Raw genomic sequence first — 25,734 nt, 5'->3', positions numbered from 1 at the left:
GAAGTTACCGTAGCAAGCGGGTCAGGAAACTGGCCCGCTTTTTTTTGCTCAGTGCCAAATCAACAGGGCAATAAGACTGACCACCACGAGCCCACATAGCGCGCTGGTCAGAATGAACTGACGACGTACCCGCTCACAGCGGCGGATAAACTCATCATCATGGTGATCGCGGTAGCGCTGGGCGTAGATATACCACACCAGGCGTACCTGCTTATTGGGTTGGCCGTGCGAGGTGAAAAAGCCGCCCCCATCAACATACTGATAGAGCAAAGGATCGCAACCACGAAGTACCACGAGCAGCGCGCGTAGCGACGAGAAATAGCGCGCCATATTCACAATGCAAACAACACATAATGCCCAGAATAATGCAACGGTGCTTATCATACGACCTCCCCGGCGACCCGCCCACGGAGCTCCGCTCCGGGACTACCGCTCCCCGAAACTTGCCAGACAGTCAATGAAAAAGTACGACTAAAAACCGCTCGTTTTGAGCTTATCATCAGAGCGGCTCTCTAAATAGTGTAGGAGATCAGTTAATTTTTTTGCCAGAAGGTTAATCACTATCAATGCAATTATCTAAATATTTTGTTTAACTATTTGGTAAGCAAGGCGGATTGACGGATTATCCAGGTCGCTATACTGTAAGGATAGTCTCTACAATTCACTTCATCGCGGCTGAGCTAGCCCCGCGTAGACATATCGCACAGTTCGCAGGACGCGAGTGACGCAAGGTAGAAAAATCGCTAGCTGGCTGGTCATCGACAACTTTATGGAAGGAGTAATACTATGGCTTACAAACATATTCTCATCGCGGTTGATCTTTCTCCGGAAAGCAAAGTTCTGGTAGAAAAAGCCGTCTCTATGGCACGGCCGTACAACGCAAAAGTTTCCCTTATCCACGTTGATGTGAACTACTCTGACCTGTATACCGGCCTGATCGACGTCAATCTGGGCGACATGCAAAAACGCATTTCTGAAGAAACTCACCACGCACTGACCGAACTGTCCACCAACGCAGGCTATCCGATTACCGAAACCCTGAGCGGCAGCGGCGATCTGGGTCAGGTGCTGGTTGACGCCATCAAGAAATACGACATGGACCTGGTCGTTTGCGGTCATCACCAGGACTTCTGGAGCAAACTGATGTCCTCCGCACGCCAGCTGATCAACACTGTTCACGTCGATATGCTGATTGTTCCGCTGCGCGACGAAGAAGAATAAAACATCGCTAACCGGGTTATCCGGTCATGTCAGAGCGCCCGCCTTTGCGGGCGTTTTTGTTTCTGTCCTCTCCACAAACGATCAGTACAACCTCCCACCCCTCCAATCATAATTAGTGTGATCAACTGATTAGAACGAAATCAATCTGTATAATACTCTACGCTACCGGCTAATGGCCGCAGTCTATAACAGAGTCAGACTTTTTCGGCGCGTTTCGTATTACGCGTTCATACTTTTCGGGATGGCATTGAAAGGCGAAGCAATATGAATACATCTGCACCAACGGGTTTGCTGCAGCAACCCCGCCCGTTCTTCATGATCTTTTTTGTCGAGTTATGGGAACGATTTGGCTATTACGGCGTTCAGGGTATCCTGGCGGTTTTCTTTGTTAAGCAACTGGGATTCTCACAAGAGCAGGCGTTTATCACCTTCGGTGCCTTTGCCGCACTGGTCTACGGTCTGATCTCGATTGGGGGGTACGTTGGCGACCACCTGCTCGGCACCAAACGTACGCTGGTGCTGGGCGCGGTTGTGCTGGCGCTTGGTTACTTCATGACGGGAATGTCGCTGCTCAAACCGGACCTTATTTTTATCGCGCTTGGGACGATTGCCGTCGGCAACGGTCTGTTTAAAGCGAACCCGGCAAGCCTGCTCTCCAAATGCTATCCGCCAAAAGATCCACGTCTGGATGGCGCATTCACACTGTTCTACATGTCGATAAACATCGGTTCGCTGCTGTCGCTGTCGCTGGCGCCGGTGATCGCAGATAAGTTTGGTTATGCCGTCACCTATAACCTGTGCGGGGCAGGGCTGATTGTCGCGCTGCTGGTCTATTTCGCCTGCCGCGGGATGGTGAAAGATATCGGTTCCGAGCCAGACCATCTGCCGATGAGCTTCCGCAATCTGCTGTATGTCCTGATTGGCACCGTGGCGATGGTCTTTCTCTGCGCCTGGTTGATGCACAACGTGAAAATCGCCAACCTGGTGCTGATTGTTCTGTCGATTGCGGTGACCATTATCTTCTTCCGCCAGGCTTTCAGGCTGGATAAAACCGGGCGCAACAAGATGTTTGTGGCGTTTATCCTGATGCTCGAAGCGGTACTGTTTTACATTCTGTATGCGCAGATGCCGACATCACTGAATTTCTTTGCCATCAATAACGTTCACCATGAGATCCTCGGTTTCACGATTAACCCGGTGAGCTTTCAGGCACTGAACCCGTTCTGGGTGGTGGTTGCCAGCCCGGTGCTGGCGGCGATCTACACGCGTCTGGGTAGCAAAGGCAAAGACCTGACGATGCCGATGAAGTTTACCCTCGGGATGTTCCTGTGCTCGCTGGGCTTTCTGACCGCCGCAGCGGCAGGCATGTGGTTTGCCGATGCGCAGGGACTGACGTCACCGTGGTTTATCGTACTGGTTTATCTGTTCCAGAGCCTCGGCGAGTTGCTGATTAGCGCGCTGGGGCTGGCGATGGTCGCGGCACTGGTTCCGCAGCATCTGATGGGCTTTATTCTTGGGATGTGGTTCCTGACGCAGGCTGCTGCGTTCCTGCTGGGGGGTTACGTCGCGACCTTTACTGCCGTCCCGGAAAACATCACCGATCCGCTGCAGACATTGCCGATCTATACCGGCGTGTTCAGTAAAATCGGGCTGGTGACGCTGGCTGTCACCGTCGTAATGGCGCTGATGGTGCCGTGGCTGAACCGGATGATTAATACACCGGATACCGCGCAATAATCGTGATTGCCGGATGGCGGCTCACGCCTCATCCGGTCTACCCACACCGCGTCGTAGCCCGGATACGCGAAGCGCCATCAGGCGATCTGTTCATCCGCCAGAGGCGTGCCGGGATAAATATCAAACCGGTGCCCTTTGGTCACCACCGCATTCGGCGTAGCAACATCCGCCAGCGGCGGCGCGTAGTCCGGGCGTTTCACCACCACGCGTTTGGTTGCGAGCTGACGCGCTGGTTCCAGCAAGCCGTCGGCGTCCAGATCCGGGCCCACCAGCGACTGAAAGACCCGCATCTCTTTTTTCACCAGCGCGCTTTTCTGTTTGTGGGGAAACATCGGGTCGAGATAGACCACCTGCGGACGCGGCGTGATATACGTCAGCGCCGTCAGGCTGGAGGCATGGATCAGCTGCAGTCGTGCCTGCAACCACGGGCCGATTTCCGCATCGGCATAGCCGCGCGCCAGACCATCATCAAGTAGCGCCGCCACCACCGGGTTACGCTCCAGCATCCGCACATGACAGCCGACCGAGGCCAGAACGAATGCATCACGCCCCAGACCCGCAGTCGCATCGACGACATCTGGCAAATAGTCGCCTTTAACGCCCACCGCTTTTGCCACCGCTTCACCGCGACCGCCGCCGAACTTGCGGCGATGGGCCATCGCCCCGCCGACAAAATCCACGAAAATACCGCCGAGCTTCGGTTCATCGCGCTTACGCAACTCCAGATGCTCCGGTGTCAGCACCAGCGCCATCAGGTTGTCTTCGTCGTGTTCCAGTCCCCAGCGGGAGGCCAGAACAGATAAGGCGCCGTCTCCGGCGCCTGTTTCATCCAGTAAACAAATTTTCACTGAAGAACTAGCCTTTAATTCCGTAATGCTCAAGCATCGCGTCGAGCTGCGGCTCGCGGCCACGGAAACGTTTGAACAGTTCCATTGGCTCTTCAGACCCGCCACGCGTCAGGATGTTATCCAAGAATGACTGGCCGGTATCGCGATTGAAAATGCCTTCTTCTTCGAAGCGAGAGAACGCATCCGCAGCCAGCACATCAGCCCACAGGTAGCTGTAATACCCCGCCGCATAACCACCGGCGAAAATGTGACTGAATGCATGCGGGAAACGCCCCCAAGACGGCCCCGGCACCACGGCGACCTGTTTTTTGATTTCCGCCAGCGTTTCGAGGATTTTCGCCCCTTGCTGCGGGTCAAATTCCGCATGCAGACGGAAGTCAAACAGACCAAACTCCAGCTGACGCAGGATAAACAGCGCCGCCTGGTAGTTCTTCGCCGCCAGCATTTTATCCAGTAATTCCTTCGGCAGCGGTTCGCCAGTCTCGTAATGGCCGGAGATAAACGCCAGCGCGTCCGGTTCCCAGCACCAGTTTTCCATAAACTGGCTCGGCAGCTCGACCGCATCCCACGGCACGCCGTTGATCCCGGAAACGCCAGCGGTCTCGATGCGGGTCAGCATGTGATGCAGGCCGTGACCAAATTCGTGGAACAGAGTGATCACTTCATCGTGGGTGAACAGCGCCGGTTTGCCATTCACCGGGCGGTTAAAGTTACAGGTCAGGTAAGCGACCGGTTTTTGCAGTGAGCCGTCGGATTTACGCATCTGACCGACGCAGTCATCCATCCACGCCCCGCCGCGTTTGTGCTCACGGGCATAGAGATCGAGATAGAAGCTGCCGCGCAGTTCATTGTTTTCGTCATACAGCTCAAAGAAACGCACGTCCGGATGCCAGACATCCACATCCTTACGCTCTTTTGCGGTAATACCATAAATACGTTTCACCACTTCAAACAAGCCGTTAACGGCTTTGTTTTCCGGGAAGTACGGACGTAATTGTTCATCACTGATGCTGTAGAGATGCTGCTTCTGTTTTTCGCTGTAGTACGCGATATCCCACGGGTTCAGTTCATCGACACCAAACTCCGTTTTCGCGAAGGCGCGCAGTTGCGCCAGCTCTTTCTCGCCTTGCGGACGCGCGCGTTTTGCCAGATCGGTTAAAAACTCCAGCACCTGCTGCGGGTTTTCCGCCATTTTGGTGGCGAGCGATTTAAAGGCATAGCTTTCAAAGCCCAGCAGTTGCGCCAGCTCGTGGCGCAGGGCGAGAATTTCCGCCATCACCGGGCTGTTGTCCCATTTACCGGCGTTAGGTCCTTGATCGGACGCCCGGGTCACATAGGCACGATACATCTCTTCACGAAGCTGCCCGTTGTCACAGTAAGTCATCACCGGCAGGTAGCTCGGGATATCCAGCGTCAGCAGATAGCCTTCCTGCTCTTTCGCTTCAGCCTGTGCTTTTGCTGCCGCCAGCGCGCTTTCCGGCATCCCGGCCAGCTCTGCTTCATCAGTAATCAGCTTCGTCCAGCCCATGGTGGCGTCGAGGACGTTGTTGCTGTACAGGTTGCCCAGTTCAGACAGGCGGGTGGCGATCTCACCGTAGCGCTGCTGTTTTTCTTTCGGCAGGCCAATCCCGGAGAGTTCAAAATCACGCAGCGCGTTATCCACAGCTTTTTTCTGTGCGGTGTTCAGCGTAGCGTAATGATCGCCGTCACGCAGGTCGCGGTATGCCTTGTATAAACCTTCATGCTGACCAACCCAGGTGCTGTATTCCGACAGCAGCGGCAGGGTTTGCTCGTAGGCTTCGCGCAGTTCCGGGCTGTTTTTTACTGAATTCAGATGGCTGACCGGAGAAAAAATACGCCCCAGGACGTCATCGACTTCCGCCAACGGTTGGCAAAGATTTTCCCAGCTGTAGGGTGCGCCCTGTGCTACGACGCGCTCCACATTCTCACGGCAGTCGTTCAGCGCTTTGGTTACCGCCGGGACCACATGTTCCGGCTGAATGTTGGAAAAAGGCGGTAGCACGAAAGGCGTCAGTAAAGGATTGGTCATAAACGCTGTCCTGTTAGAATAAGGTGAATGTCGCGCGCGTCCGGCGCTGTGCAATATCCCTGTAGAATGGGGATAAGTGTAGAGGATTTCAATGCCAGGCGTTGCGCTTTCGCGGCAGCGGTGAGTTTTCTGTATACTGTGGCGATAGGCTTTTTATTCGCCCGAAAGCGTGACGCTAATCGGGCCTACGTTTACAACCTGGAACACGTTTACCCATGCTCAGTTATCGCCACAGCTTCCACGCTGGCAACCACGCCGACGTCCTTAAACACACGGTTCAGAGCCTGATCATCGAGTCGCTCAAAGAGAAAGAGAAGCCGTTTCTCTATCTGGACACCCATGCAGGCGCGGGCCGTTATCAGCTAAGCGGCGAGCATGCTGAACGCACCGGGGAGTACCTGGAAGGTATCGCCCGCATCTGGCAGCAGGACGATCTGCCAGCCGAACTCGAGCCGTACATCGGCGTGGTCAAACACTTCAACCGTAGCGGGCAACTGCGTTACTACCCCGGCTCCCCGCTGATCGCGCGTCAACTGCTGCGCGAGCAGGACAGCCTGCATATGACGGAGCTGCATCCGAGTGATTTCCCGCTGCTGCGAGGTGAATTCCAGAAAGATGAACGTGCCCGCGTAGCCCGTGCCGACGGCTATCAGCAACTGAAGGCAAAGCTGCCGCCGGTCTCTCGTCGTGGTTTGATTCTCATCGACCCGCCTTACGAGATTAAATCGGACTACCAGGCCGTTGTCGCCGGGATTAGCGAAGGCTATAAACGTTTTGCCACTGGGACGTATGCGCTGTGGTATCCGGTCGTGTTACGCCAGCAAATCAAGCGCATGGTGCACGATCTGGAAGCGACCGGCATCCGTAAAATCCTGCAAATTGAGCTGGCGGTCCGCCCGGACAGCGACCAGCGCGGCATGACCGCCTCCGGCATGATTGTGGTCAACCCGCCGTGGAAGCTGGAAGCACAAATGAACACAGTGCTACCGTGGCTGCACAGCAAGCTGGTGCCAGCGGGTACCGGGCATACCTTGGTAAACTGGATCGTGCCAGAGTAATTGCAGCCATCGGTGGAAACTATTGATTTCAGGTATACAATCGCGGCAATCAGAACGTAAGGAAAAGACGCATGAGCAAGCATTATGACTACATCGCCATCGGCGGTGGCAGCGGCGGTATCGCCTCGATTAACCGTGCAGCCATGTACGGCCAGAAGTGTGCGCTGATTGAAGCCAAAGCGCTGGGCGGCACCTGCGTTAACGTCGGGTGCGTCCCGAAAAAAGTAATGTGGCATGCTGCGCAGATCCGTGAAGCGATCCACCTGTATGGTCCGGACTACGGGTTTGACACCACGATCAATAAATTCAACTGGGATACGCTGATTGCCAGCCGTACTGCCTATATCGACCGCATTCACACCTCGTATGACAACGTGCTGGGTAAAAATAACGTTGATGTGATCAAAGGTTTTGCCCGCTTCGTCGATGCCAAAACCATTGAAGTCAACGGTGAAACAATTACTGCCGATCACATTCTCATCGCCACGGGGGGTCGTCCGAGCCACCCGGATATTCCGGGCGTGGAATACGGTATCGACTCCGATGGTTTCTTTGAACTGCCGGCCCTGCCGGAGCGCGTCGCGGTTGTCGGTGCCGGTTATATCGCCGTTGAACTGGCGGGCGTGATTAACGGTCTGGGTGCCAAAACCCATCTGTTCGTGCGTAAGCATGCGCCACTGCGCAGTTTTGACCCGATGATTACCGAAACGCTGGTGGAAGTGATGAATGCCGAAGGCCCGACGCTTCACACCCACGCCATTCCGAAAGCGGTCGTGAAAAACGCCGACGGTAGCCTGACGCTTGAACTGGAAGACGGTCGCAGTGAAACGGTCGATTGCCTGATTTGGGCGATTGGTCGTGAACCGGCAACCGATAATTTCAACCTAGCAGCGACCGGCGTAAAAACCAACGACAAAGGGTATATCGTCGTCGATAAATACCAGAATACCAGCGTGGACGGGATTTATGCGGTCGGAGATAACACCGGCGCTGTCGAGCTGACGCCAGTTGCTGTTGCGGCAGGTCGCCGTCTTTCTGAGCGCCTGTTTAACAACAAGCCGGACGAGCATCTGGACTACAGCAATATTCCTACCGTGGTCTTCAGCCACCCGCCGATTGGCACCGTAGGTCTGACCGAACCGCAGGCGCGCGAGCAGTATGGCGATGCGCAGGTGAAAGTGTATAAATCTTCGTTTACTGCAATGTATACCGCGGTAACCTCACACCGTCAGCCGTGCCGCATGAAGTTAGTCTGCGTCGGCCCGGAAGAGAAAATCGTCGGCATCCACGGTATCGGCTTTGGCATGGATGAAATGTTGCAGGGCTTTGCAGTAGCGCTGAAAATGGGCGCCACCAAGAAAGACTTCGACAACACCGTGGCCATTCACCCGACGGCAGCGGAAGAGTTTGTGACCATGCGTTAATGTTCCTGACCCCGTGATTTCACGGGGTTTTTTCTGCAATTTAAAAATGGACAATTTAGTTCCTCCTCATAACACGACTTTCCCCCGGGTATAAATTAAAATCCGCAGCAATACTTGCCGCGCTAATAGTATCTAATGCTATTTATTTTAAGAGGTTTTACCCGATGAGAAAGACATTACTTCCTGCTTTAATTGCCGTCGTTTTATTCCCGATTGTGACACTCCCGGCGCATGCCACCGCGCGGGCTGAAAAACGTCAGGACGCCCGTGAGATCCGCCAGGATGCCCGTCAGGACGGTCGTGAAACAAAACGGGAATGTGTCCGGAATAACGATGAAAGTAATTCCCAGTGCCGCCAGGATAAACGTGAAAACCGCCGCGAAGGGCGTCGTGACGCGCGTGATGAGAAATGGTAATCCCCGTATTCAGCGGGGTGGGAAACCTTATCCAGGCGACGTCCCGACAATATTCACAATTCGTTTCATTCGAATGTTCCGAAAATAGGGATTCGCCAGTCGACACGTAATAAAAATTATCACCGATTATCAATGTATTGTGCTTTTTTCCCGGTTTGCGGCGATTGTGTAAACGTGATCTGCCGCACACTTTGCACCGCACACACCGAAGCGAATGTCTACGCTTAAAAGACAGCCGGGCAACACCCGTATCCTTTACGACGCCATCCGGAGGTCTTTCTCATTATGATCAACCAGAAACTGCAACACGCCCCGTCAGAGGAAATCACGATCGACGTCGATCTTTTCTACGAAACGGATCCGTGCGAGTTAAAACTGGATGAGATGATTGAAGCAGAACCGGAACCTGAGATGATTGAGGGGCTCCCCGCCTCTGACGCCCTGACACCAGCCGATCGCTATCTTGAACTGTTCGAGCATGTACAATCCTCGAAAATTTTTGCCGACAGCAAAACGTTTCCTGACTGTGCGCCGAAAATGGATCCGCTCGATATTCTGATTCGCTACCGCAAAGTCCGTCGTCATCGGGATTTCGATTTACGCCGCTTTGTCGAAAATCACTTCTGGCTGCCTGAAGTCTTCGACAGCGCGTATGTTTCCAACCCGGAAAATTCGCTGAAAGAGCATATCGACCAGTTGTGGCCGGTACTCACCCGCGAGCCGCAGGATCATATTCCGTGGTCATCGCTGCTGGCGCTACCGCAATCCTATATCGTGCCAGGTGGTCGATTCAGCGAAACCTACTACTGGGATTCCTATTTCACCATGCTGGGTCTGGCGGAAAGCGGTCGCGAAGACCTGCTGAAATGTATGGCAGATAACTTTGCGTGGATGATTGAAAACTACGGCCATATTCCGAACGGCAACCGTACTTATTACCTCAGCCGCTCGCAGCCGCCGGTGTTTGCGCTGATGGTCGAACTGTTCGAAGAGGACGGCGTTCGCGGCGCACGGCGCTACCTCGACCATCTGAAGATGGAGTATGCCTTCTGGATGGACGGCGCAGAGTCGCTGGTGCTCAACCAGGCGTATCGCCATGCCGTCAGGATGCCGGACGGTTCACTGCTCAACCGCTACTGGGATGACCGCGACACGCCGCGCGATGAATCATGGCTGGAAGATGTGGAAACTGCCAAACATTCTGGTCGTCCGCCGAACGAGGTGTACCGCGATCTGCGCGCCGGTGCGGCATCGGGCTGGGACTATTCTTCCCGCTGGCTACGTGACCCCACACGACTGGCGAGCATTCGCACCACGCAGTTTATCCCTATCGATCTCAACGCCTTTCTGTTCAAACTGGAGAGCACCATCGCCAATATTTCAGCGCTAAAAGGCGAACGTGACGTTGAGGCACTGTTCCGCCAGAAGGCGAGCAATCGACGGGCTGCCGTCAACCGCTATCTGTGGGATGAGGAAAATGGCTGCTTTCGCGACTATGACTGGCGGCGGGAGCAAATGGCGCTGTTCTCTGCCGCCAGCATTGTCCCGCTTTACGTCGGGATGGCGACCCATGAACAGGCCGATCGGCTGGGGGATACCGTGCGTGCTCGCCTGTTGACGCCCGGCGGCATTATGGCCTCCGAGTACGAAACCGGCGAACAGTGGGATAAACCCAACGGTTGGGCGCCGCTACAATGGATGGCAATTCAGGGTTTTAAGATGTACGGCGATGATGCGCTGGGAGACGAAATCGCCCATAGCTGGCTGCAGACGGTGAATCAGTTTTATCAGCAACATCATAAGCTTATTGAGAAATACCATATCGCCAGCGGCACCCCGCGCGAAGGGGGCGGCGGCGAATATCCGTTGCAGGATGGCTTTGGCTGGACCAACGGCGTCGCACGGCGCCTGATTGGGCTGTATGGAGAACCATAACGGTTACTCTATCACGTCAAAAATGGCGCGCTGAATCTTCAGCCATTTCTCGTTATCCGCGCTGGGATCGGCGCGGAAACGCCGCTCTGCCTGCCCGGTATCATGCTGCTGTCGCGCTATCACCGCAGGCACTGTGCAGAAACGCTTCAGATAAGCTTTGTGTTCGCCCGTCAGCGGCGCGCCACCGGACATGGCGTGACCCAACGTATTGATAAAGCGTCGACACGGTTTGCTTTCATCCATCTGCGAAGGGTAGCGCAACAGTAACTCGAGGACATCGGTATTGTTGCGGGCAAACGCCGTTTCGGTCCACGAGACCTGCCAGTTCATACCGCCCTGCAAAAAAAGCGCGGTGACCCGGGTGTCATTGCGATCGATCGCCGCACGCATGTTAAACACATCCCAGGTGATCCCCATCTGCGTCACCATTTCGCGTGCGGAAGGCAATTCGCGCTTGGGCTCTGCCTGGGTGATCTTGATGTTCGGCGCGGGCGCGGGCGGTTGCGAACTCACTAACCACGCTCCACCGCCCAGGATGGCGATCACCATGAGCCCCACCGCGCCCCAGAGCACGCCAGTGATCAGTTGTTCACGTTCTTCCGCCGTGCGCAGCGAACGCTTGCGCAGGGGTTCAATGGATTCGCCAATTTCCTCGGTATCGCCTCCCGCCTGACGGTCCTTTTTCCGCGCCTCCTCCCAAAACTGCGCCAGTTGCCCCTCTTCCACAATCATTAACGCCGCCGGATTAATGCGGGCGCGCCCTTGCTCATAGGCCCGCTGGACAGGACGGACAATATGCTGAAACTGGCAGGAGAGTAACGTCAACTGTGCCGATGACAGCGGCTCCCCGGCCAGCACCGTGTTTCGTGCCTGGCGACAGTCATCGAGAAACACCCGCAGCGTCAGGCGCGGTTCAACAAACAGGTTCAGCACTGACGCATCGTTAAAGATGCCGGAATAGTGGCGGGTGAAGGTCTTTTTATCGACAATCATCAGCGCCAGCTCGCTAAAACGCATCCCATTCAGCGGATCCTGGCGTTCACCCAGCTTAATCCAGCGTCTGAGCTTATCCGCGCCAAAGTTTTCTTTGAGGTAATTATTGAGCTGCGTTTTATCCGGCCACATCTGCGAGATAAGCGCAGTCAGGGTTAGCTCAATCGTGCGTAACTGCCGTTCTGCGCGTACTTGCTGACTGTGGTCGGCCTCTTCAATGTCCGTTTTAAAATTGAGTAACGATTGATGATGGCGCAGCAATTCCAGCGACCTGACCACGCGCAGGGCGGCAATCAGTTGGTTCTCACTGACCTCCTGCCCGCTGTCATATTGCGGTACGCACTGCTGGAGATGGCGCAGTTGCAGCGTGAACTGGCTCAGTTGCGCGTCGTTGAGATGCAAACGCCGGGCGACCTGGCTCCAGCCGCCCAGGTTCAGCCGGGCTTGATCCAGGTGTTCCAGAAACCATCGCGGATCTTTGCCGTCAGAGGCATGCACCCCCAGCATCAGCAGGATCTCCACCGAGGCCTGGCGGATAATCCCCAGACAGTGTTCAAAGGTGGTGCGTGTCGTCAAAACGCTAATCGTCATTCTCTTCCTTCGCTAAAAGCGCCCCCATACGGAGACCATTAATTTTGCTTTAGTTCTTTGTTTTAATTATTAGTTTTTATAGATATAACAAGTTCAATAATTAATACAGTGACCGCTACGTGAACATTGAGAAATATCCCAGGAGATAGCCCTGTGCCCATACTGAAAACAGCCCGCCTGACCTGTCGCCCGATAACCTCTGCCGACTGGCCCTTTTTTCTCGCGCTGCAGCAGGATCCGGACGTGATGCGTCATGTGGCCGACGCGCGAAGTGAGCGCGACATTCGGGAAGCGTTCGATTCTCGCTTACCGACATGGCATCCGGGCGACGCACACTGGCTGTGTTTGCTCCTGTGCGATAACAAAAGCCACAAGCCGCTCGGGGTGACGGGCTATATTCATCGAGGGGAAGTCTGTGCTGAGGTCGGGTTCTTGCTGACGCCCGGCGCGCAGGGAAAGGGATACGGGACAGAATCACTACGCGCCGTCTGCGATTACGCATTTACCACCGGCGGTCTGCGCCGTCTGACCGCTTGTGTCACTGAAGGTAATCAGGCTTCCCGGCATGTGCTGGAGAAAGTGGGATTTATACTGGAAGGGACGCTCAGGGAGAGTTACTGGCTACAACAGCGCTGGCAGAATGACTGGCTGCTGGGGTTATTAAAACAGGAATATATTACGACCGCAGGATCCCGGTCGTAATATCACTGCAGGGTATTAAGGCTGAACCAACAGCATCGCCGCCTGGGTGCGATTTTTAACATCCAGTCGGCGGTAGAGTGATTCAAGATGCGCTTTCACCGTTCCGGTACTGATATTTAACGCCCGGCCAATTTCCTTATTTGACTCGCCTGATGCCAGCATCGTCAAAATTTCCCTCTGCCGGGCGCTTAATGCATGAATATCACGATATTCCGCAGCCGGAGTCGTTAGCCATTCGCCAGGTAAAAACATCATCCCCATCGCAACGCTATTGATCGCCAGTACAAATTTTTCCGGTTCAGAATCGCGGGAAATAATCGCGAGCACATTATATTGCGTCAGTTCCTGTAATCCTTTTTTCGCGCAGTCCGTCGCGATAATTAAAGTTTTGACGAGGGGGAACTGTTGCACCGTTTTTTGCAGGATCCAACGGCAAAACTCACCGTCAAGATCGCCATCCAGCATGAGCAGGGCTTCCGGGTTTTCTTCCAGTTTATACCAGAGTTCATCGGCCTGACTGACACCCTGAATACTCACTCCTGGAATTCGTTGCTGTAAACTGATTTTCATTCCATGAATAAATATTGACTGCCTGTCAAACATGATGATTTGCATTACTCTCTCCACCGTTTCCGATAATAACATTAAGGAGGGGAAGGGTATTACCCGATGGGTAAAATAAACATTCGCCATTTGGCGGGGGGCCATTTTACAGATATCACGTCGGGAGAGAAGTAAAAAAACATTTTTTTACAGCTGAAACACGAGAATTACATCCGGGGATAAAAAACGGGCAATGACTTAAGGAATTCCTTATATTTCACCACCCACTATCTTAATTGAAAATTAAATTTCAGTGAGAATAACGAACGCGCAGGAGAAAAAAAATTATCGCCTGCGCGAAATTATGTTACAGAATTAAAATTCGCATTTCATGATCATTCATCGCACGTAAAGGCTCGCTGAATTCAGCTTACAGGAACATCCCGCCCGAGACTTCAATACGCTGCGCCGTCATCCATGCCAGTTCGTCGCTGAGTAACGCCGCAATCGCATCGCCAATATCATCGGGCAAACCGGCGCGGCCCAGCGCCGTCTGCGAAGCCACATACGCATTCAGTTCTTTATTATCCCGCAGATGGCCACCGCCAAAATCGGTCTCAATGGCGCCGGGCGCAATGGCATTCACCGAGATCCCACGCGCGCCCAGTTCTTTCGCCTGGTAGCGCGTCAGCACTTCCATCGCCCCTTTCATTGACGCGTAGGCGGCATACCCCGGCAGGGCAAAACGCGCCAGCCCGGTTGAAACATTAAGAATACGTCCGCCCTCGTTAATCAACGGCAACAGGTGCTGCGTCAGGAAAAACGGGCCTTTAAAATGGATGCGCATCAGTTCGTCAAACATCTCTTCTGAGGTGTCAGCATACGGCGCGTATAGCCCGATCCCGGCATTGTTCACTAAATAATCAAACGTCTCTCTGTTCCAGTGAGTATTCAGTTGCGTTTTCACCTCAGAGGCAAAAGCTGCAAAACTGGCACTATCACCGACATTCAATTGAATTGCCGCCGCTTTCCTGCCTTTTTGCTCAATTTCAGCGACGACATCCCGCGCCGCCTGCTGTTGACTGTGGTAAGTAAAGAGAATATCCGTTCCTTTGTCCGCCAGCTTAAGCGCGGCATTTTTACCCAGCCCGCGGCTCCCGCCGGTCACCAATGCGATACGTTGCGTCATAAGAAACCTCATTTCAGCTGTTGTGTGGATTGAGGTAAAGCTTATTAGGTGATAGAAAAACAATAAATGTCGCTAATTGCGCATGACTGTTTCATCTGGAACAACAATAGGGCTACAGGATGGATAAAATTCATGCAATGCAGTTATTCATTCGTGTCGCAGAGCTGGAGAGTTTTTCTCGCGCAGCCGACACGCTCGGACTCCCGAAAGGTAGCGTATCGCGCCAGATTCAGGCGCTGGAAAACCATCTTGGCACCCAGCTTTTACACCGCACCACGCGGCGGGTACAACTGACGCAGGACGGCATGGTCTATTACGAACGGGCGAAAGATCTGTTAAGCAATCTGGATGAACTGGACGGTCTGTTTCAGCACGATCCCACCAGCATCAGCGGTAAGCTACGAGTCGATATGCCGGTTGGCGTCGCGCGAAATCTGGTGATCCCCCGCCTGCCCGCCTTTTTGCAGCAGTACCCTGGGATTGAACTGGAGCTCAGCAGCAGTGACCGACTGGTGGATTTGATCCGCGAAGGTTTTGACTGCGTGGTGCGCGTCGGCACGCTGAAAGACTCGGGACTGATCGCGCGTCCGCTGGGCAAGCTTACCGTGATCAACTGCGCCAGCCAACAGTACCTGACGCGTTTTGGCTATCCGGAAAGCCTTGAAGACCTCGCCTCCCATGCGGTAGTACATTACTCGCAAAATCTGGGAACGCGACCGCCAGGCTTTGAAATCGCCACCAGCAGCGGGACACAGTGGATAAAAACCGGCGGTACGCTAACGGTTAACAGCACCGAAACCTATCACGCCGCCTGTCTGGCTGGGCTGGGAATTATTCAGGTTCCGCGCGTCGGGGTTCGTGAGGCGTTACGCAATGGCACGCTCGTTGAGGTGCTGCCGCAATACCGCGCCTTGCCGATGCCGGTATCGCTGCTTTACCCACACCGGCGTAATCTTTCACGCCGTGTGCACCTGTTTATGGAGTGGCTGACCGGGGTAATGAAGGACTACGTGGACTGAGACGCTATACTGTCCAGAGAATTAACAAAAAAAGGACGCCTGACCTGATGATGCAGGATAACGACGTAAAACGCCCCACTCAGGAACTTGAACACGACCCGGTACGCAAAATCGACACGACCGGGGACGCCGAGCACGAGAAGAAAAGCACCGCCAGCGAGACGCTGAAAACGGTGACCACCACCGTCGAAAAAATCCAGCGCATTCCGGTGATTGCGCATCTGCTCCGCGCGGCTGAACGCTTTAACGATCGGTTAGGTAACCAGTTCGGCGCGGCCATTACCTACTTCTCGTTTTTGTCGATGATCCCCATCCTGATGGTGTCGTTTGCCGCCGCAGGCTTTATTCTTGCCTCGCATCCCACGCTGTTACAGGACATCTTCACTAAAATCCTGATGAACGTCAGCGACCCGACGCTTGCCGCTACGCTGAAAAGCACCATCAATACGGCGGTACAGCAGCGTACCACCGTTGGTCTGGTCGGGTTAGGGATCGCCCTCTACTCCGGGATTAACTGGATGGGCAACCTGCGCGAGGCGATCCGCGCCCAGTCGCGGGACGTCTGGGAGCGCACGCCGCAGGATCAGGAAAAAATCTGGATCAAATATCTCCGCGATTTCATCTCACTGATTGGTCTGTTGATTGCACTGATTGTGACGCTGTCGATCACCTCGGTCGCCGGTTCGGCGCAACAGATGATTATCTCCGCCCTCTATCTCGACAGCATTGAGTGGCTAAAGCCCACCTGGCGGTTGATTGGCCTGGCGATCTCCATTTTTGCCAACTACCTGTTGTTCTTCTGGATTTTCTGGCGTCTGCCGCGTCATCGTCCACGTAAAAAGGCATTGATTCGCGGCACGCTGATTGCGGCGATTGGCTTTGAAGTCATTAAAATCATCATGACCTGGACGCTGCCGGCGCTGGTGAAATCCCCTTCCGGCGCGGCGTTTGGTTCTGTACTGGGACTGATGGCGTTCTTCTACTTTTTCGCACGTCTGACGCTGTTTTGCGCGGCGTGGATTGCAACCGCCGAATACAAAGACGATCCCCGGATGCCGGGCAAAACGCACCGTTGATGCGCGGTATTATGCCGGATGGCGCTGTGCTTATCCGGCCTCCCCTTCACCCGCTACCCAGGCCAGATAAGTGTCTTACGTCGCCATCCGGCAATATGTTCAGGCACTTACTTCCGCCTCGCTCCGTTCATTTAGCACATAAATCCAGTCCTTAACTTTTATTTAACCAAAAACCAGTTTTATCCACTCATTTTTAAATTATGTGAAGCATTTCATGGACGAGAAATCGCAGGCGCAAACATTATCCGCTTTTTGCCTGATTTTTAACCATATCGAGCGATTGTTACAGATTGAAATGTCGCTTTTGCTGTGCGTAATATGGCCGTTCGTTCGCCAAAAAATAAGAAAATACTATGCAAGCAACCGCCACCACACTCGATAACGAACAGGAACATACTCCGGTCAATTCGCGCAATAAGGTCGTCGTCGCCTCGCTCATTGGCACCGCCATTGAGTTCTTCGACTTCTATATTTATGCGACCGCCGCCGTGATTGTCTTCCCGCACATCTTCTTCCCGCAGGGCGACCCGACAGCGGCAACGCTACAGTCGCTCGCCACGTTTGCCATCGCCTTTGTCGCGCGTCCAATTGGTTCCGCGCTCTTCGGCCACTTTGGCGATCGGGTAGGACGTAAAGTGACGCTGGTGGCGTCTTTGCTGACAATGGGGATCTCAACGGTGATCATCGGCCTGCTGCCAGGCTATGCCACCATTGGCATTTTCGCCCCACTTCTGCTGGCGCTGGCTCGTTTTGGGCAGGGGCTGGGACTGGGTGGTGAATGGGGCGGCGCGGCGCTGCTGGCGACAGAGAACGCCCCGCCGCGTAAGCGCGCACTGTATGGCTCGTTCCCGCAACTGGGCGCACCGATTGGCTTTTTCTTTGCTAACGGCACCTTCCTGCTGCTCTCCTGGCTGCTGACGGATGAGCAGTTCATGAGCTGGGGCTGGCGCGTTCCGTTTATCTTCTCAGCGGTGCTGGTGATTATCGGCCTGTACGTCCGCGTTTCCCTGCATGAGACGCCGGTTTTCGCTAAAGTGGCCGCCGCGAAAAAACAGGTGAAAATCCCGCTGGGTACGTTGCTGACTAAACACGTTCGCGTGACCATCCTCGGCACGTTCATCATGCTGGCGACCTATACGCTGTTCTATATCATGACCGTGTATTCGATGACGTTCAGTACCGCCGCTGCGCCGGTCGGTCTGGGCCTGCCGCGTAACGACGTGTTGTGGATGCTGATGATGGCGGTGATTGGCTTTGGCGTGATGGTGCCGGTCGCCGGTCTGCTCGCAGACGCGTTTGGTCGCCGCAAGAGCATGGTCATCATCACCACAATGATTATCCTGTTCGCGCTGTTCGCCTTTAAACCGCTGCTGGGCTCCGGCAATCCGGCGCTGGTCTTCGCCTTCCTGCTGCTTGGACTGAGCCTGATGGGGCTGACGTTCGGGCCGATGGGCGCACTGTTGCCTGAGCTGTTCCCGACTGAAGTGCGTTACACCGGCGCATCGTTCTCCTATAACGTCTCTTCGATTCTCGGGGCATCCGTCGCACCGTATATCGCCGCGTGGTTGCAGTCCAATTATGGTCTTGCCGCCGTAGGAACCTACCTGGCATCGATGGCGGCATTAACCCTGATCGCGCTACTGTTAACTCACGAAACGCGTCATCAGTCGCTGTAATCTTTACATTCCGGGTAGTGGCGACGCCTTACCCGGCACTGCGCATCACTTCTTCAGCTGCGACAATATCGTCCGGCACTGGTTGGCGTCACCTTCTGACGGTGAAATCAGCGCCAGCAGCGCGGCGGCAGGCGTCACTAACGTCGCCAGCGCCGCGGCTACCGCGCCACGCGCAATCAACGGCCCGGCCTTTACCCCCGCCTGAGGGTTCTTAAACGTTCCGCGCACATACAACGGCGAACGCAAGGTAATAATGCGGATGCCTTTGCTCTCCGGGTCGATGGTCAAATCCAGCTGTTCGGAGGCAAAGCTCGCCGTCCCGGTGACGTTGATCAGCGCGTTTTCAGTGTCGAACGCGAAAATTTGTGGGCGCGCCACGCCGTTTACGATATCCAGATTCGCCGCCGCGCAGTTAACCCGCACTTCGTCATCGCCAAAGATCTGCCCGACGATGAAGTTCCCGACGTTCAGACCGACAATCTCCATCAGGTTGCGGCTAATCAGTCCGTCGTTCATCAGCAGTTTCAGGTTGCCGTTGCTGTTACCCAGCAGCGCCGCCACGGAATTCCCGGTCCCGCGAAATTCGGCGTCACCGCTCATCTCCCCCAGCGTTTTCTGCATCAGTTCAACGTCCGGCATCAGTTCTTTCAGTTTTAAACGCCGCGCCTGAATATCCGCACGCCCCTGCATTGGCTTTTTATCCCCTTCCAGATGGATATTCGCATTGATGCTGCCGCCCGCCAGACCAAACTTCAACGGTTGCAGACGCAGATCGGCATTCTGCAGAAGAATGTGGGTCGAGAGATCGCTGACAGGCAGGCTGCTGCCATGTTCAATACGCCGCCCTTTAAAGCGCACATCGGCATCCATCACGTTCCATTTGTCCGTTTCGAAGCGGTCATAAGGCAGTACTTTGTCCGCGGGTTGTACGCTCTTCTCGTCCTTTTTCTGTTCCGAACGCTGCGCTTTTTCTGTGCCTTTACCGGAATCGACGCCGATCAGCGGTCCTAAATCCGCCAGCCTGAGCTGGCGCGATTCCACCTCTCCTTCCAGCTTCGGACGCGGTTTCCCTGTCGTATAGGTCAGCGAGCCGTGAATATCGCTGTCGCCGATCCGCCCATTGAACCCCCGGTAGTCAAACACCGATGATGCGTTGGTATCGATTTTCGCCACCAGCCGACCGTCCGTTTCGAACGGCGGCGTATCCGGCAGCAGCACTCCCGTCAGATCGTACAGCTCACCCAGGGAATCCCCGGAGAATTTCAGTTGCAGATCGACGCCGCCCATCTTCATTGGGTCCTTAACCACGCCCACCAGCGCCACCCGGGTATTGCCGGAACGGAAATCAGCCTGTACCGGAAACGCTGCCCCTTCGCTACGCAGCGCCAGCATGCCGCCCATTTTTCCCGTTCCGGTGAGCGGTTCGCCGTTGTATCGCCCCTGCGCCTTCAGACCAAATACGTAGTCTTCAACCTTCGCGTTATCGCCTTTCGCTTTATTTCCCGTGACTTCACTGAACGGCAACGGTTTGCCCAGCGGATCGACCAGGATCTCAATATCAGCTTTACTGACCTTATCGTCGATAGCGATCCGCCCCTGATCGAAGAGAATAGTGTCCAGCCGGAAGGACCAGTCAGACGGCTGCGCATTCGGGTCTTTGTATTCGCTATTCGCGAGGTCGAAGGTCCAGTTATTGTTTTTCTCGGACAGGCGAATCAGCCGCGCATCGGGTTTCACCAGCTTGATCCACGGCAGCCAGACGGTTTTGCTTAACAGCGCCAGCGGGGCGAGCGTCGCGTCGACGCGGGGAAGGTGCACCATCGTCACTTCAGGAATGTCGGGGGGATTGCCGAGGATAATATCTTCAGCATGTACGTGCGGCCACGGCACCCAACTGCGCCAGCCGGTCTCCTGCTTCTGGCGTTCCCAGACAACGCCTAAATCACCGCGAATAGCGAACGGTCGGTTAAGTTCGGTAGAGACTTTCTGGTTGATGGTCGGTTTGAGGCGGTTCCAGTCAAATGTCGCTATCAACACGATAACGACCACGATCAACAACAAGAAAGTCCCTGTTATCACTGCAGTTATTTTTCCGGCTTTGGTCATAGTTAGCATCCTCACGTCTTTCCTTGCCTGTCCTAAAGATAGTCCAGCCAGACGGAGTTAGCGGAAACTGCCGGTTTTTACAGTGACAGAATGACCTCATCGAGGCAGGCGAACGGGACCGGGCGCGACAGAAAATAGCCCTGTGCGGCAAAGGCGGGAGAACGTTGTACGTCGCGCCACTCTTCCAGCGTTTCCACCCCTTCAACGATCACGCCGCGGCAATAGCGGTTCATCAGTTGCAGCAGCATGGTGAAGAGATTGCGCCCCTCTGGCGTCTGGCGAAGCATCACGAACAGTTCGCGCGCGACTTTAATGTAGTCATAACGGACTTCATTCAGCGCAGAGAAATTCGCCATCCCGGTGCCGAAATCATCCAGCCACAGCGGACCAAATTCGCACATGCTGGCAAACGAGGATTCTTTTGGCAGATGGATATGTTCGACCAGCTCAAAACGCAGCCACGGCATCCGCTCAATCATCTGCACCATGTTGGGTTGCTGGCGCATGGCGAGGAGCGTCGGGCCATCGACATTCACAGAGGCCAGCAATTCATGACGCTGGAAAAAGTCGGTCTTCTGCTCCAGTAGCTGAAGTTGTTCTTTGACGATATCAATGCGATGGCGCACCGCCACCCCGGCAAAATAACGGTCAGGCGCGATACGTTGGGTTGGATTGTCCGGATGCGTCACCACCGTCAACAACTCAACGGCTAACAGGCGTCCGTCGGTCCGGTAAATCGGCTGATAAGTGTAAGCACGCTCGCACTGCAGCCAAAAGCGCCGATCCTGCAAGCTTTCAACGCTCGCCTCGGAATTGCTTCGCTGCTGGATAACCTGGTTTATCATCTCAGATGTCCCGTGATTAAGTGTGTTACTGCCCCGACTCGTCAAAGGTTATCGGCCTTCGGACGGAGAACTTTATGTTCAGCCTCGCGCAAAATCGAAAACGGTTTTGTAAAAATCAATGCAGAATACGGACTGGCTCAAAAAAAAATTTGGAACGTTGTTTTAATATGATTGACCACCTAACACTCACAGCGCACACTAACGCTAACTTTTTTAAGCAGGTTCACGACTATGTCCAAAAAGATTGCCGTGATTGGCGAATGCATGATTGAGCTGTCACAGAAAGGCGCAGATGTTCAGCGCGGATTCGGTGGCGACACATTGAATACCTCCGTTTACATTGCCCGTCAGGTTGATGCTGCGGCGCTCTCCGTGCACTACGTCACGGCGCTGGGCACGGACAGTTTCAGCCAGCAGATGCTCGAGTCATGGCAAGGCGAAAACGTGGATACCTCACTGACGCAGCGCATGGAAAACCGTCTGCCTGGCCTCTACTACATCGAGACGGACAGCACCGGTGAGCGGACGTTCTATTACTGGCGCAACGAAGCAGCAGCGAAATTCTGGCTGGAGAGCGAACAGTCAGCGGCTATCTGCGAAGAGCTGGCGACCTTTGATTATCTCTACCTGAGCGGTATCAGCCTCGCGATCCTGAGCCCATCCAGCCGCGACAAACTGCTGTCGCTGCTGCGAGAATGCCGCGCCAACGGCGGGAAAGTGATTTTCGACAACAACTATCGTCCGCGCCTGTGGGCCAGCAAAGAAGAGACCCGGCAGGTGTATCAGAAGATGCTGGAATGCACTGATATTGCCTTCCTGACGCTGGACGACGAAGATTTGCTCTGGGGCGTGAAGCCGGTTGAAGAGGTGATCGCCCGGACGCATGCCGCGGGTGTGCAGGAAGTGGTGGTGAAACGCGGTGCGGATTCGTGCCTGGTGTCTGTCGACGGTAACGTACCGATCGACGTTCCTGCGGTGAAACTGCCGAAAGAAAAAGTGATCGATACCACCGCCGCTGGCGACTCGTTCAGCGCCGGGTATCTGGCCGTTCGCCTGACCGGCGGCGATGCAGTTAACGCTGCCAAACGAGGCCACCTGACCGCCAGCACCGTTATTCAGCATCGCGGGGCGATTATCCCACGCGACGCCATGCCGCAGTAAGACCAACGCCGCAGGCGCGGCGTAAAGGCCTTATCCGGCCCGGGAAACGCGTTCTTCCAGGCCGGATAAGCGCAGCACCATCAGGCAATCCACCCCTACCGTGCAGCCGGAATATCTGTCACTTCCGGATGCGCATCGTCCGTTTCTGCCGGTGTCGCCGCGGCAGTCACCGGCGCCATGATTTGATCCCACGTCGCCTGCAACTCTTTCATGTTGAATTCCGGTTCGCCTTTCGGCTGTAGCAGAATCAGCGCCATATCCTGCGACAACTGCTGACGCAGATCCTGATTCAACATCTCAACGGTCAGGCTGTTCAGGAAGTCCTGACGCAAACGCTGGTACTGTTCAGGCGCGATATCTACGACCTGATTTTGCAGCGAGCGCAGACGCTGACTGATGAGAATATCGGTATCGGTACGAGCGTAGGTCGCAAACAGTTTCTGCAGCTCCAGATTCTTTTGCGCCACCAGGGCGTTGAACTCTTCTTCCGGCAGGCCGTTATCACGTACCTTCGCCAGTTCACGCGCCACGGTGCTCAGATTGGCGGAAATCTTGTCGTTTGGCGATTCGATGTTGATTGCGCACTGCGCGCGCAGGAACAGCACGCGGCAGTCAAAGCCGAGGCCGATATCTTTCGCGTTGTTCTTACTCAGCGCCTGCTGGACGTGCCAGAACAGCGCCTCACGCGCTAAATCCGCGCGCCAGTAGCGCAACAGCGCGGCAGACTCGCGAATCGGCTGCCACGGCGTATCCCACATGACAGAGAGACGATCCTGGCGCACCGCGTCGGTCATAATGCTCACCGCCTCCGCACGCAACGGCGAGAGCGTCGGCACCGGCGCAGGGGTTTCACGTTTCCCTTTCAGTTCACCAAAGGTTTTGTTGATTTGCTCGGCCACCGACCGCGCATCAACGTTGCCGACAACAATCAGCGTCATCGCGTCTGGGGTGTACCACTTCTGGTAGAACTCATGCACTTTCTCCGCGTCCACCGGCATTTTTACCGGCTCGGCAGGATCGTGACCCAACAGCGCCGACCCTTTCAGACGATAGCGCCACCAGCCGTCTTTCGTATCGACGGGCAGCGTGGTGACCATGTCTTCTGTGTTTAGCGCATGATTGACGACGTCGGGGGTGATCGTCAGTTTGCCCATCGTGTTCGCCAGATAGTTCAGCGACTCTTTCAGCAGGTCGCTGCGGTTATTGGGCAGGCTGAGATTGTACTGTGTGGAGTCGTAAGAGACGGTGACGGGCGGCATCGGACGTTTAGGGTCAAAACCCTGCTGCCACAGTGAACGTGCCTGCGCGGCATCAAGGCCGCCACTTTGGGTTAACGCAATACGGGGAATAAGATGACTGAAACCGCTCTGTTGAGTACTTTCGGCGAGCGAACCGGTATTTACCTGCAGGCGGACCTCGATACGGTCGCTGGGGCGCTGCGGGGTGGCTAACACTTGCCACTGTAAACCATTCGCCAGCGTCCCCTGTTGCCATGCTGGGTCAGGCTGGAGCGCATCTGCCTGCACATAGCCAGCAGTGGCCATCATCAGCAAACCGCCCGCTAAAAGTCGAATTTTTGTGCCCTGCATGTGAACCCCTGATCAACAATCCTGGTAATAAAAAGACAACCCCAGTTGGGCTTGTCTGAATATGACGTTAAAAACACTTCGTGTTAGACCGCAAGAACATGAAAATGTCACGGACGAAGTGAAATAAACCCGATACCTCCATGTTGAAGTATTCGGGCCCAGGGGTCAATTATGCGCAGGAGCCCGCAGCCCCACAAGGGACTGCGGTCATAAGTATCGAAATTAAGAGGATATTTCGTGCGTTTTGCCTTCAGGTGCACGATTATTCAGCACATCATCAAGCTTCTTGTGGTCCAGTTCCTTCACCCACTTCGCGACCACGACCGTTGCCACGCCGTTACCGACCAGGTTGGTCAGCGCACGGGCTTCAGACATGAAACGGTCGATACCGAGGATAAGCGCCAGACCGGCAACCGGCAGATGGCCAACCGCAGAGATAGTGGCCGCCAGCACGATAAAGCCACTTCCGGTCACGCCCGCCGCCCCTTTCGAGGAGAGCAGCAGTACCACCAGCAGCGTAATCTGATGGAAGATATCCATATGACTGTTGGTGGCCTGGGCGATAAACACCGCCGCCATCGTCAGGTATATCGAGGTTCCATCAAGGTTAAACGAATAGCCGGTGGGAATCACCAGCCCCACAACCGACTTGCGACAGCCAAGCTTTTCCATCTTGTCGAGCATACGCGGTAACGCAGACTCGGAAGAGGACGTTCCCAACACGATCAGCAGTTCTTCACGAATATAGCGGATAAACTTAAAGATGCTGAAGCCTGTTGCACGGGCGATCGAACCCAGCACAACAACCACAAACAGGATACAGGTGATGTAGAAGCAAACAATCAGTTGCCCCAACTGCACCAGCGTACCCACGCCATATTTACCGATGGTAAACGCCATCGCCCCGAACGCCCCGATTGGCGCCAGACGCATGATCATGTTGATGATGCCGAAAATGACCTGCGAGAAGCTTTCAATGACGTTGAAAATCAGTTGGCCTTTGCTGCCCAGACGATGCAGGGCAAACCCAAACATCACCGCAAACAGCAGAACCTGCAAGATGTTACCGCTGGCAAAGGCGCCAATGACGCTGCCCGGGATAATATCCATCAGGAAGCCTACGATTCCCTGGTCTTTTGCCTGTTCGGCGTAAATCGCTACCGCTTTTGCATCCAGCGTTGCCGGATCAACGTTCATCCCGGCACCGGGCTGCACCACGTTAACGATGATGAGACCAATGATCAGCGCAATCGTACTGACAATCTCAAAGTAAAGCAGCGCAACTGCACCTGTACGGCCCACCGCTTTCATACTTTCCATGCCTGCAATGCCAGTCACGACAGTACAGAAGATAACCGGTGCGATGACCATCTTGATCAGCTTAACGAACGCGTCGCCAAGCGGTTTCATTTGTGCGCCTAATTCAGGGTAGTAATGGCCAAGGAGAATACCAATGGCAATTGCTGTCAGGACCTGAAAGTAGAGGCTTTTAAACAGAGAGATTTTCATAGGGTGTCCTTGAAGTAAAAACCACAGGTCTTATAAGGTTTTGGTT

Annotated in this window: 21 protein-coding genes; 11 read left to right on the top strand and 10 right to left on the bottom strand. The window is 54.7% G+C overall.

What is annotated here, in order from left to right; translation table 11 throughout:
* Positions 1-48: 48 nt before the first annotated feature.
* The gene (uspB, locus tag KI228_RS01320) at positions 49-384 is read right to left on the bottom strand and encodes a universal stress protein UspB (protein WP_042998524.1); all 336 of its coding nucleotides are present in this window, start codon (positions 382-384) and stop codon (positions 49-51) included.
* 402 nt (positions 385-786) lie between these two features.
* On the opposite strand from uspB, the gene uspA reads away from it, so the two are divergent.
* Both uspA and dtpB read left to right on the top strand, forming a co-directional pair.
* On the top strand, positions 787-1,221 hold the full coding sequence (uspA, locus tag KI228_RS01315) for a universal stress protein UspA (RefSeq protein WP_000323571.1): 435 nt from the start codon (positions 787-789) through the stop codon (positions 1,219-1,221).
* A gap of 264 nt (positions 1,222-1,485) precedes the next feature.
* Positions 1,486-2,958, top strand: a complete 1,473-nt coding sequence (gene dtpB / locus KI228_RS01310; protein WP_042998525.1) for a dipeptide/tripeptide permease DtpB — start codon at positions 1,486-1,488, stop codon at positions 2,956-2,958.
* A gap of 77 nt (positions 2,959-3,035) precedes the next feature.
* Here dtpB and rsmJ read toward each other — a convergent pair whose 3' ends face one another.
* Positions 3,036-3,806 carry a 16S rRNA (guanine(1516)-N(2))-methyltransferase RsmJ gene (gene rsmJ / locus KI228_RS01305; protein WP_061069340.1) on the bottom strand — a complete coding sequence of 257 codons (771 nt, stop codon included), beginning with the start codon at positions 3,804-3,806 and terminating at the stop codon, positions 3,036-3,038.
* Between the two features lie 7 nt (positions 3,807-3,813).
* Positions 3,814-5,856 carry an oligopeptidase A gene (prlC, locus tag KI228_RS01300; RefSeq protein WP_061069341.1) on the bottom strand — a complete coding sequence of 681 codons (2,043 nt, stop codon included), beginning with the start codon at positions 5,854-5,856 and terminating at the stop codon, positions 3,814-3,816.
* A gap of 215 nt (positions 5,857-6,071) precedes the next feature.
* Here prlC and KI228_RS01295 point away from each other — a divergent pair, with 215 nt between their 5' ends.
* The 4 genes from KI228_RS01295 to KI228_RS01280 all read left to right on the top strand — a co-directional run bounded on the left by KI228_RS01295 (position 6,072) and on the right by KI228_RS01280 (position 10,689).
* The gene (locus KI228_RS01295) at positions 6,072-6,914 is read left to right on the top strand and encodes a 23S rRNA (adenine(2030)-N(6))-methyltransferase RlmJ (RefSeq protein WP_042998528.1); all 843 of its coding nucleotides are present in this window, start codon (positions 6,072-6,074) and stop codon (positions 6,912-6,914) included.
* A gap of 71 nt (positions 6,915-6,985) precedes the next feature.
* Positions 6,986-8,338: a glutathione-disulfide reductase gene (gene gorA, locus KI228_RS01290; RefSeq protein WP_042998529.1), complete on the top strand. Its 1,353-nt coding sequence runs from the start codon at positions 6,986-6,988 to the stop codon at positions 8,336-8,338.
* A gap of 164 nt (positions 8,339-8,502) precedes the next feature.
* On the top strand, positions 8,503-8,754 hold the full coding sequence (locus KI228_RS01285) for a DUF2059 domain-containing protein (RefSeq protein WP_044253705.1): 252 nt from the start codon (positions 8,503-8,505) through the stop codon (positions 8,752-8,754).
* A gap of 285 nt (positions 8,755-9,039) precedes the next feature.
* On the top strand, positions 9,040-10,689 hold the full coding sequence (locus KI228_RS01280; protein ID WP_042998531.1) for an alpha,alpha-trehalase: 1,650 nt from the start codon (positions 9,040-9,042) through the stop codon (positions 10,687-10,689).
* A 3-nt stretch (positions 10,690-10,692) separates the two neighbouring features.
* Here KI228_RS01280 and KI228_RS01275 read toward each other — a convergent pair whose 3' ends face one another.
* A complete protein-coding gene (locus KI228_RS01275; RefSeq protein WP_061069343.1) occupies positions 10,693-12,273 on the bottom strand; it encodes an STY4199 family HEPN domain-containing protein in 1,581 nt (526 codons plus the stop codon).
* 153 nt (positions 12,274-12,426) lie between these two features.
* Here KI228_RS01275 and KI228_RS01270 point away from each other — a divergent pair, with 153 nt between their 5' ends.
* Positions 12,427-12,975, top strand: coding sequence for a GNAT family N-acetyltransferase (locus KI228_RS01270; RefSeq protein ID WP_044326585.1), 549 nt, complete (start codon positions 12,427-12,429; stop codon positions 12,973-12,975).
* A 15-nt stretch (positions 12,976-12,990) separates the two neighbouring features.
* Here KI228_RS01270 and KI228_RS01265 read toward each other — a convergent pair whose 3' ends face one another.
* The gene (locus tag KI228_RS01265; protein WP_042998534.1) at positions 12,991-13,590 is read right to left on the bottom strand and encodes a helix-turn-helix transcriptional regulator; all 600 of its coding nucleotides are present in this window, start codon (positions 13,588-13,590) and stop codon (positions 12,991-12,993) included.
* A 358-nt stretch (positions 13,591-13,948) separates the two neighbouring features.
* Positions 13,949-14,707: an SDR family NAD(P)-dependent oxidoreductase gene (locus KI228_RS01260; protein WP_042998535.1), complete on the bottom strand. Its 759-nt coding sequence runs from the start codon at positions 14,705-14,707 to the stop codon at positions 13,949-13,951.
* A 119-nt stretch (positions 14,708-14,826) separates the two neighbouring features.
* Between KI228_RS01260 and KI228_RS01255 the strand changes: the two genes are divergently transcribed.
* From KI228_RS01255 to KI228_RS01245, 3 genes are all read left to right on the top strand, one after another.
* Complete coding sequence (locus KI228_RS01255) at positions 14,827-15,726, top strand: LysR family transcriptional regulator (RefSeq protein WP_042998536.1); 900 nt, start codon at positions 14,827-14,829, stop codon at positions 15,724-15,726.
* 47 nt (positions 15,727-15,773) lie between these two features.
* A complete protein-coding gene (gene yhjD, locus KI228_RS01250) occupies positions 15,774-16,802 on the top strand; it encodes an inner membrane protein YhjD (protein WP_044253716.1) in 1,029 nt (342 codons plus the stop codon).
* A gap of 353 nt (positions 16,803-17,155) precedes the next feature.
* The gene (locus tag KI228_RS01245) at positions 17,156-18,478 is read left to right on the top strand and encodes an MFS transporter (RefSeq protein WP_042998538.1); all 1,323 of its coding nucleotides are present in this window, start codon (positions 17,156-17,158) and stop codon (positions 18,476-18,478) included.
* A gap of 45 nt (positions 18,479-18,523) precedes the next feature.
* On the opposite strand, the gene KI228_RS01240 is transcribed toward KI228_RS01245, so the two are convergent.
* Both KI228_RS01240 and pdeH read right to left on the bottom strand, forming a co-directional pair.
* A complete protein-coding gene (locus KI228_RS01240; protein ID WP_141227369.1) occupies positions 18,524-20,584 on the bottom strand; it encodes an AsmA family protein in 2,061 nt (686 codons plus the stop codon).
* A 77-nt stretch (positions 20,585-20,661) separates the two neighbouring features.
* The gene (pdeH, locus tag KI228_RS01235) at positions 20,662-21,429 is read right to left on the bottom strand and encodes a cyclic-guanylate-specific phosphodiesterase (protein WP_042998540.1); all 768 of its coding nucleotides are present in this window, start codon (positions 21,427-21,429) and stop codon (positions 20,662-20,664) included.
* 231 nt (positions 21,430-21,660) lie between these two features.
* Between pdeH and kdgK the strand changes: the two genes are divergently transcribed.
* Positions 21,661-22,590 (top strand): 2-dehydro-3-deoxygluconokinase, encoded by a 930-nt coding sequence (kdgK, locus tag KI228_RS01230; protein WP_044253719.1) that lies wholly within the window; start codon positions 21,661-21,663, stop codon positions 22,588-22,590.
* A gap of 95 nt (positions 22,591-22,685) precedes the next feature.
* Here kdgK and KI228_RS01225 read toward each other — a convergent pair whose 3' ends face one another.
* Positions 22,686-24,179 (bottom strand): M16 family metallopeptidase, encoded by a 1,494-nt coding sequence (locus KI228_RS01225; RefSeq protein ID WP_042998542.1) that lies wholly within the window; start codon positions 24,177-24,179, stop codon positions 22,686-22,688.
* A 222-nt stretch (positions 24,180-24,401) separates the two neighbouring features.
* Entirely contained in the window at positions 24,402-25,688 is a 1,287-nt protein-coding gene (gene dctA / locus KI228_RS01220; RefSeq protein WP_042323143.1) for a C4-dicarboxylate transporter DctC, read from the bottom strand.
* Positions 25,689-25,734 lie beyond the last annotated feature (46 nt).

The organism is Citrobacter amalonaticus (assembly GCF_018323885.1).
GTDB classification, from domain to species: domain Bacteria; phylum Pseudomonadota; class Gammaproteobacteria; order Enterobacterales; family Enterobacteriaceae; genus Citrobacter_A; species Citrobacter_A amalonaticus.
The sequence above is the reverse complement of the archived record's forward strand: the minus strand, read 5'-3'. Positions and strand labels throughout refer to the sequence as shown.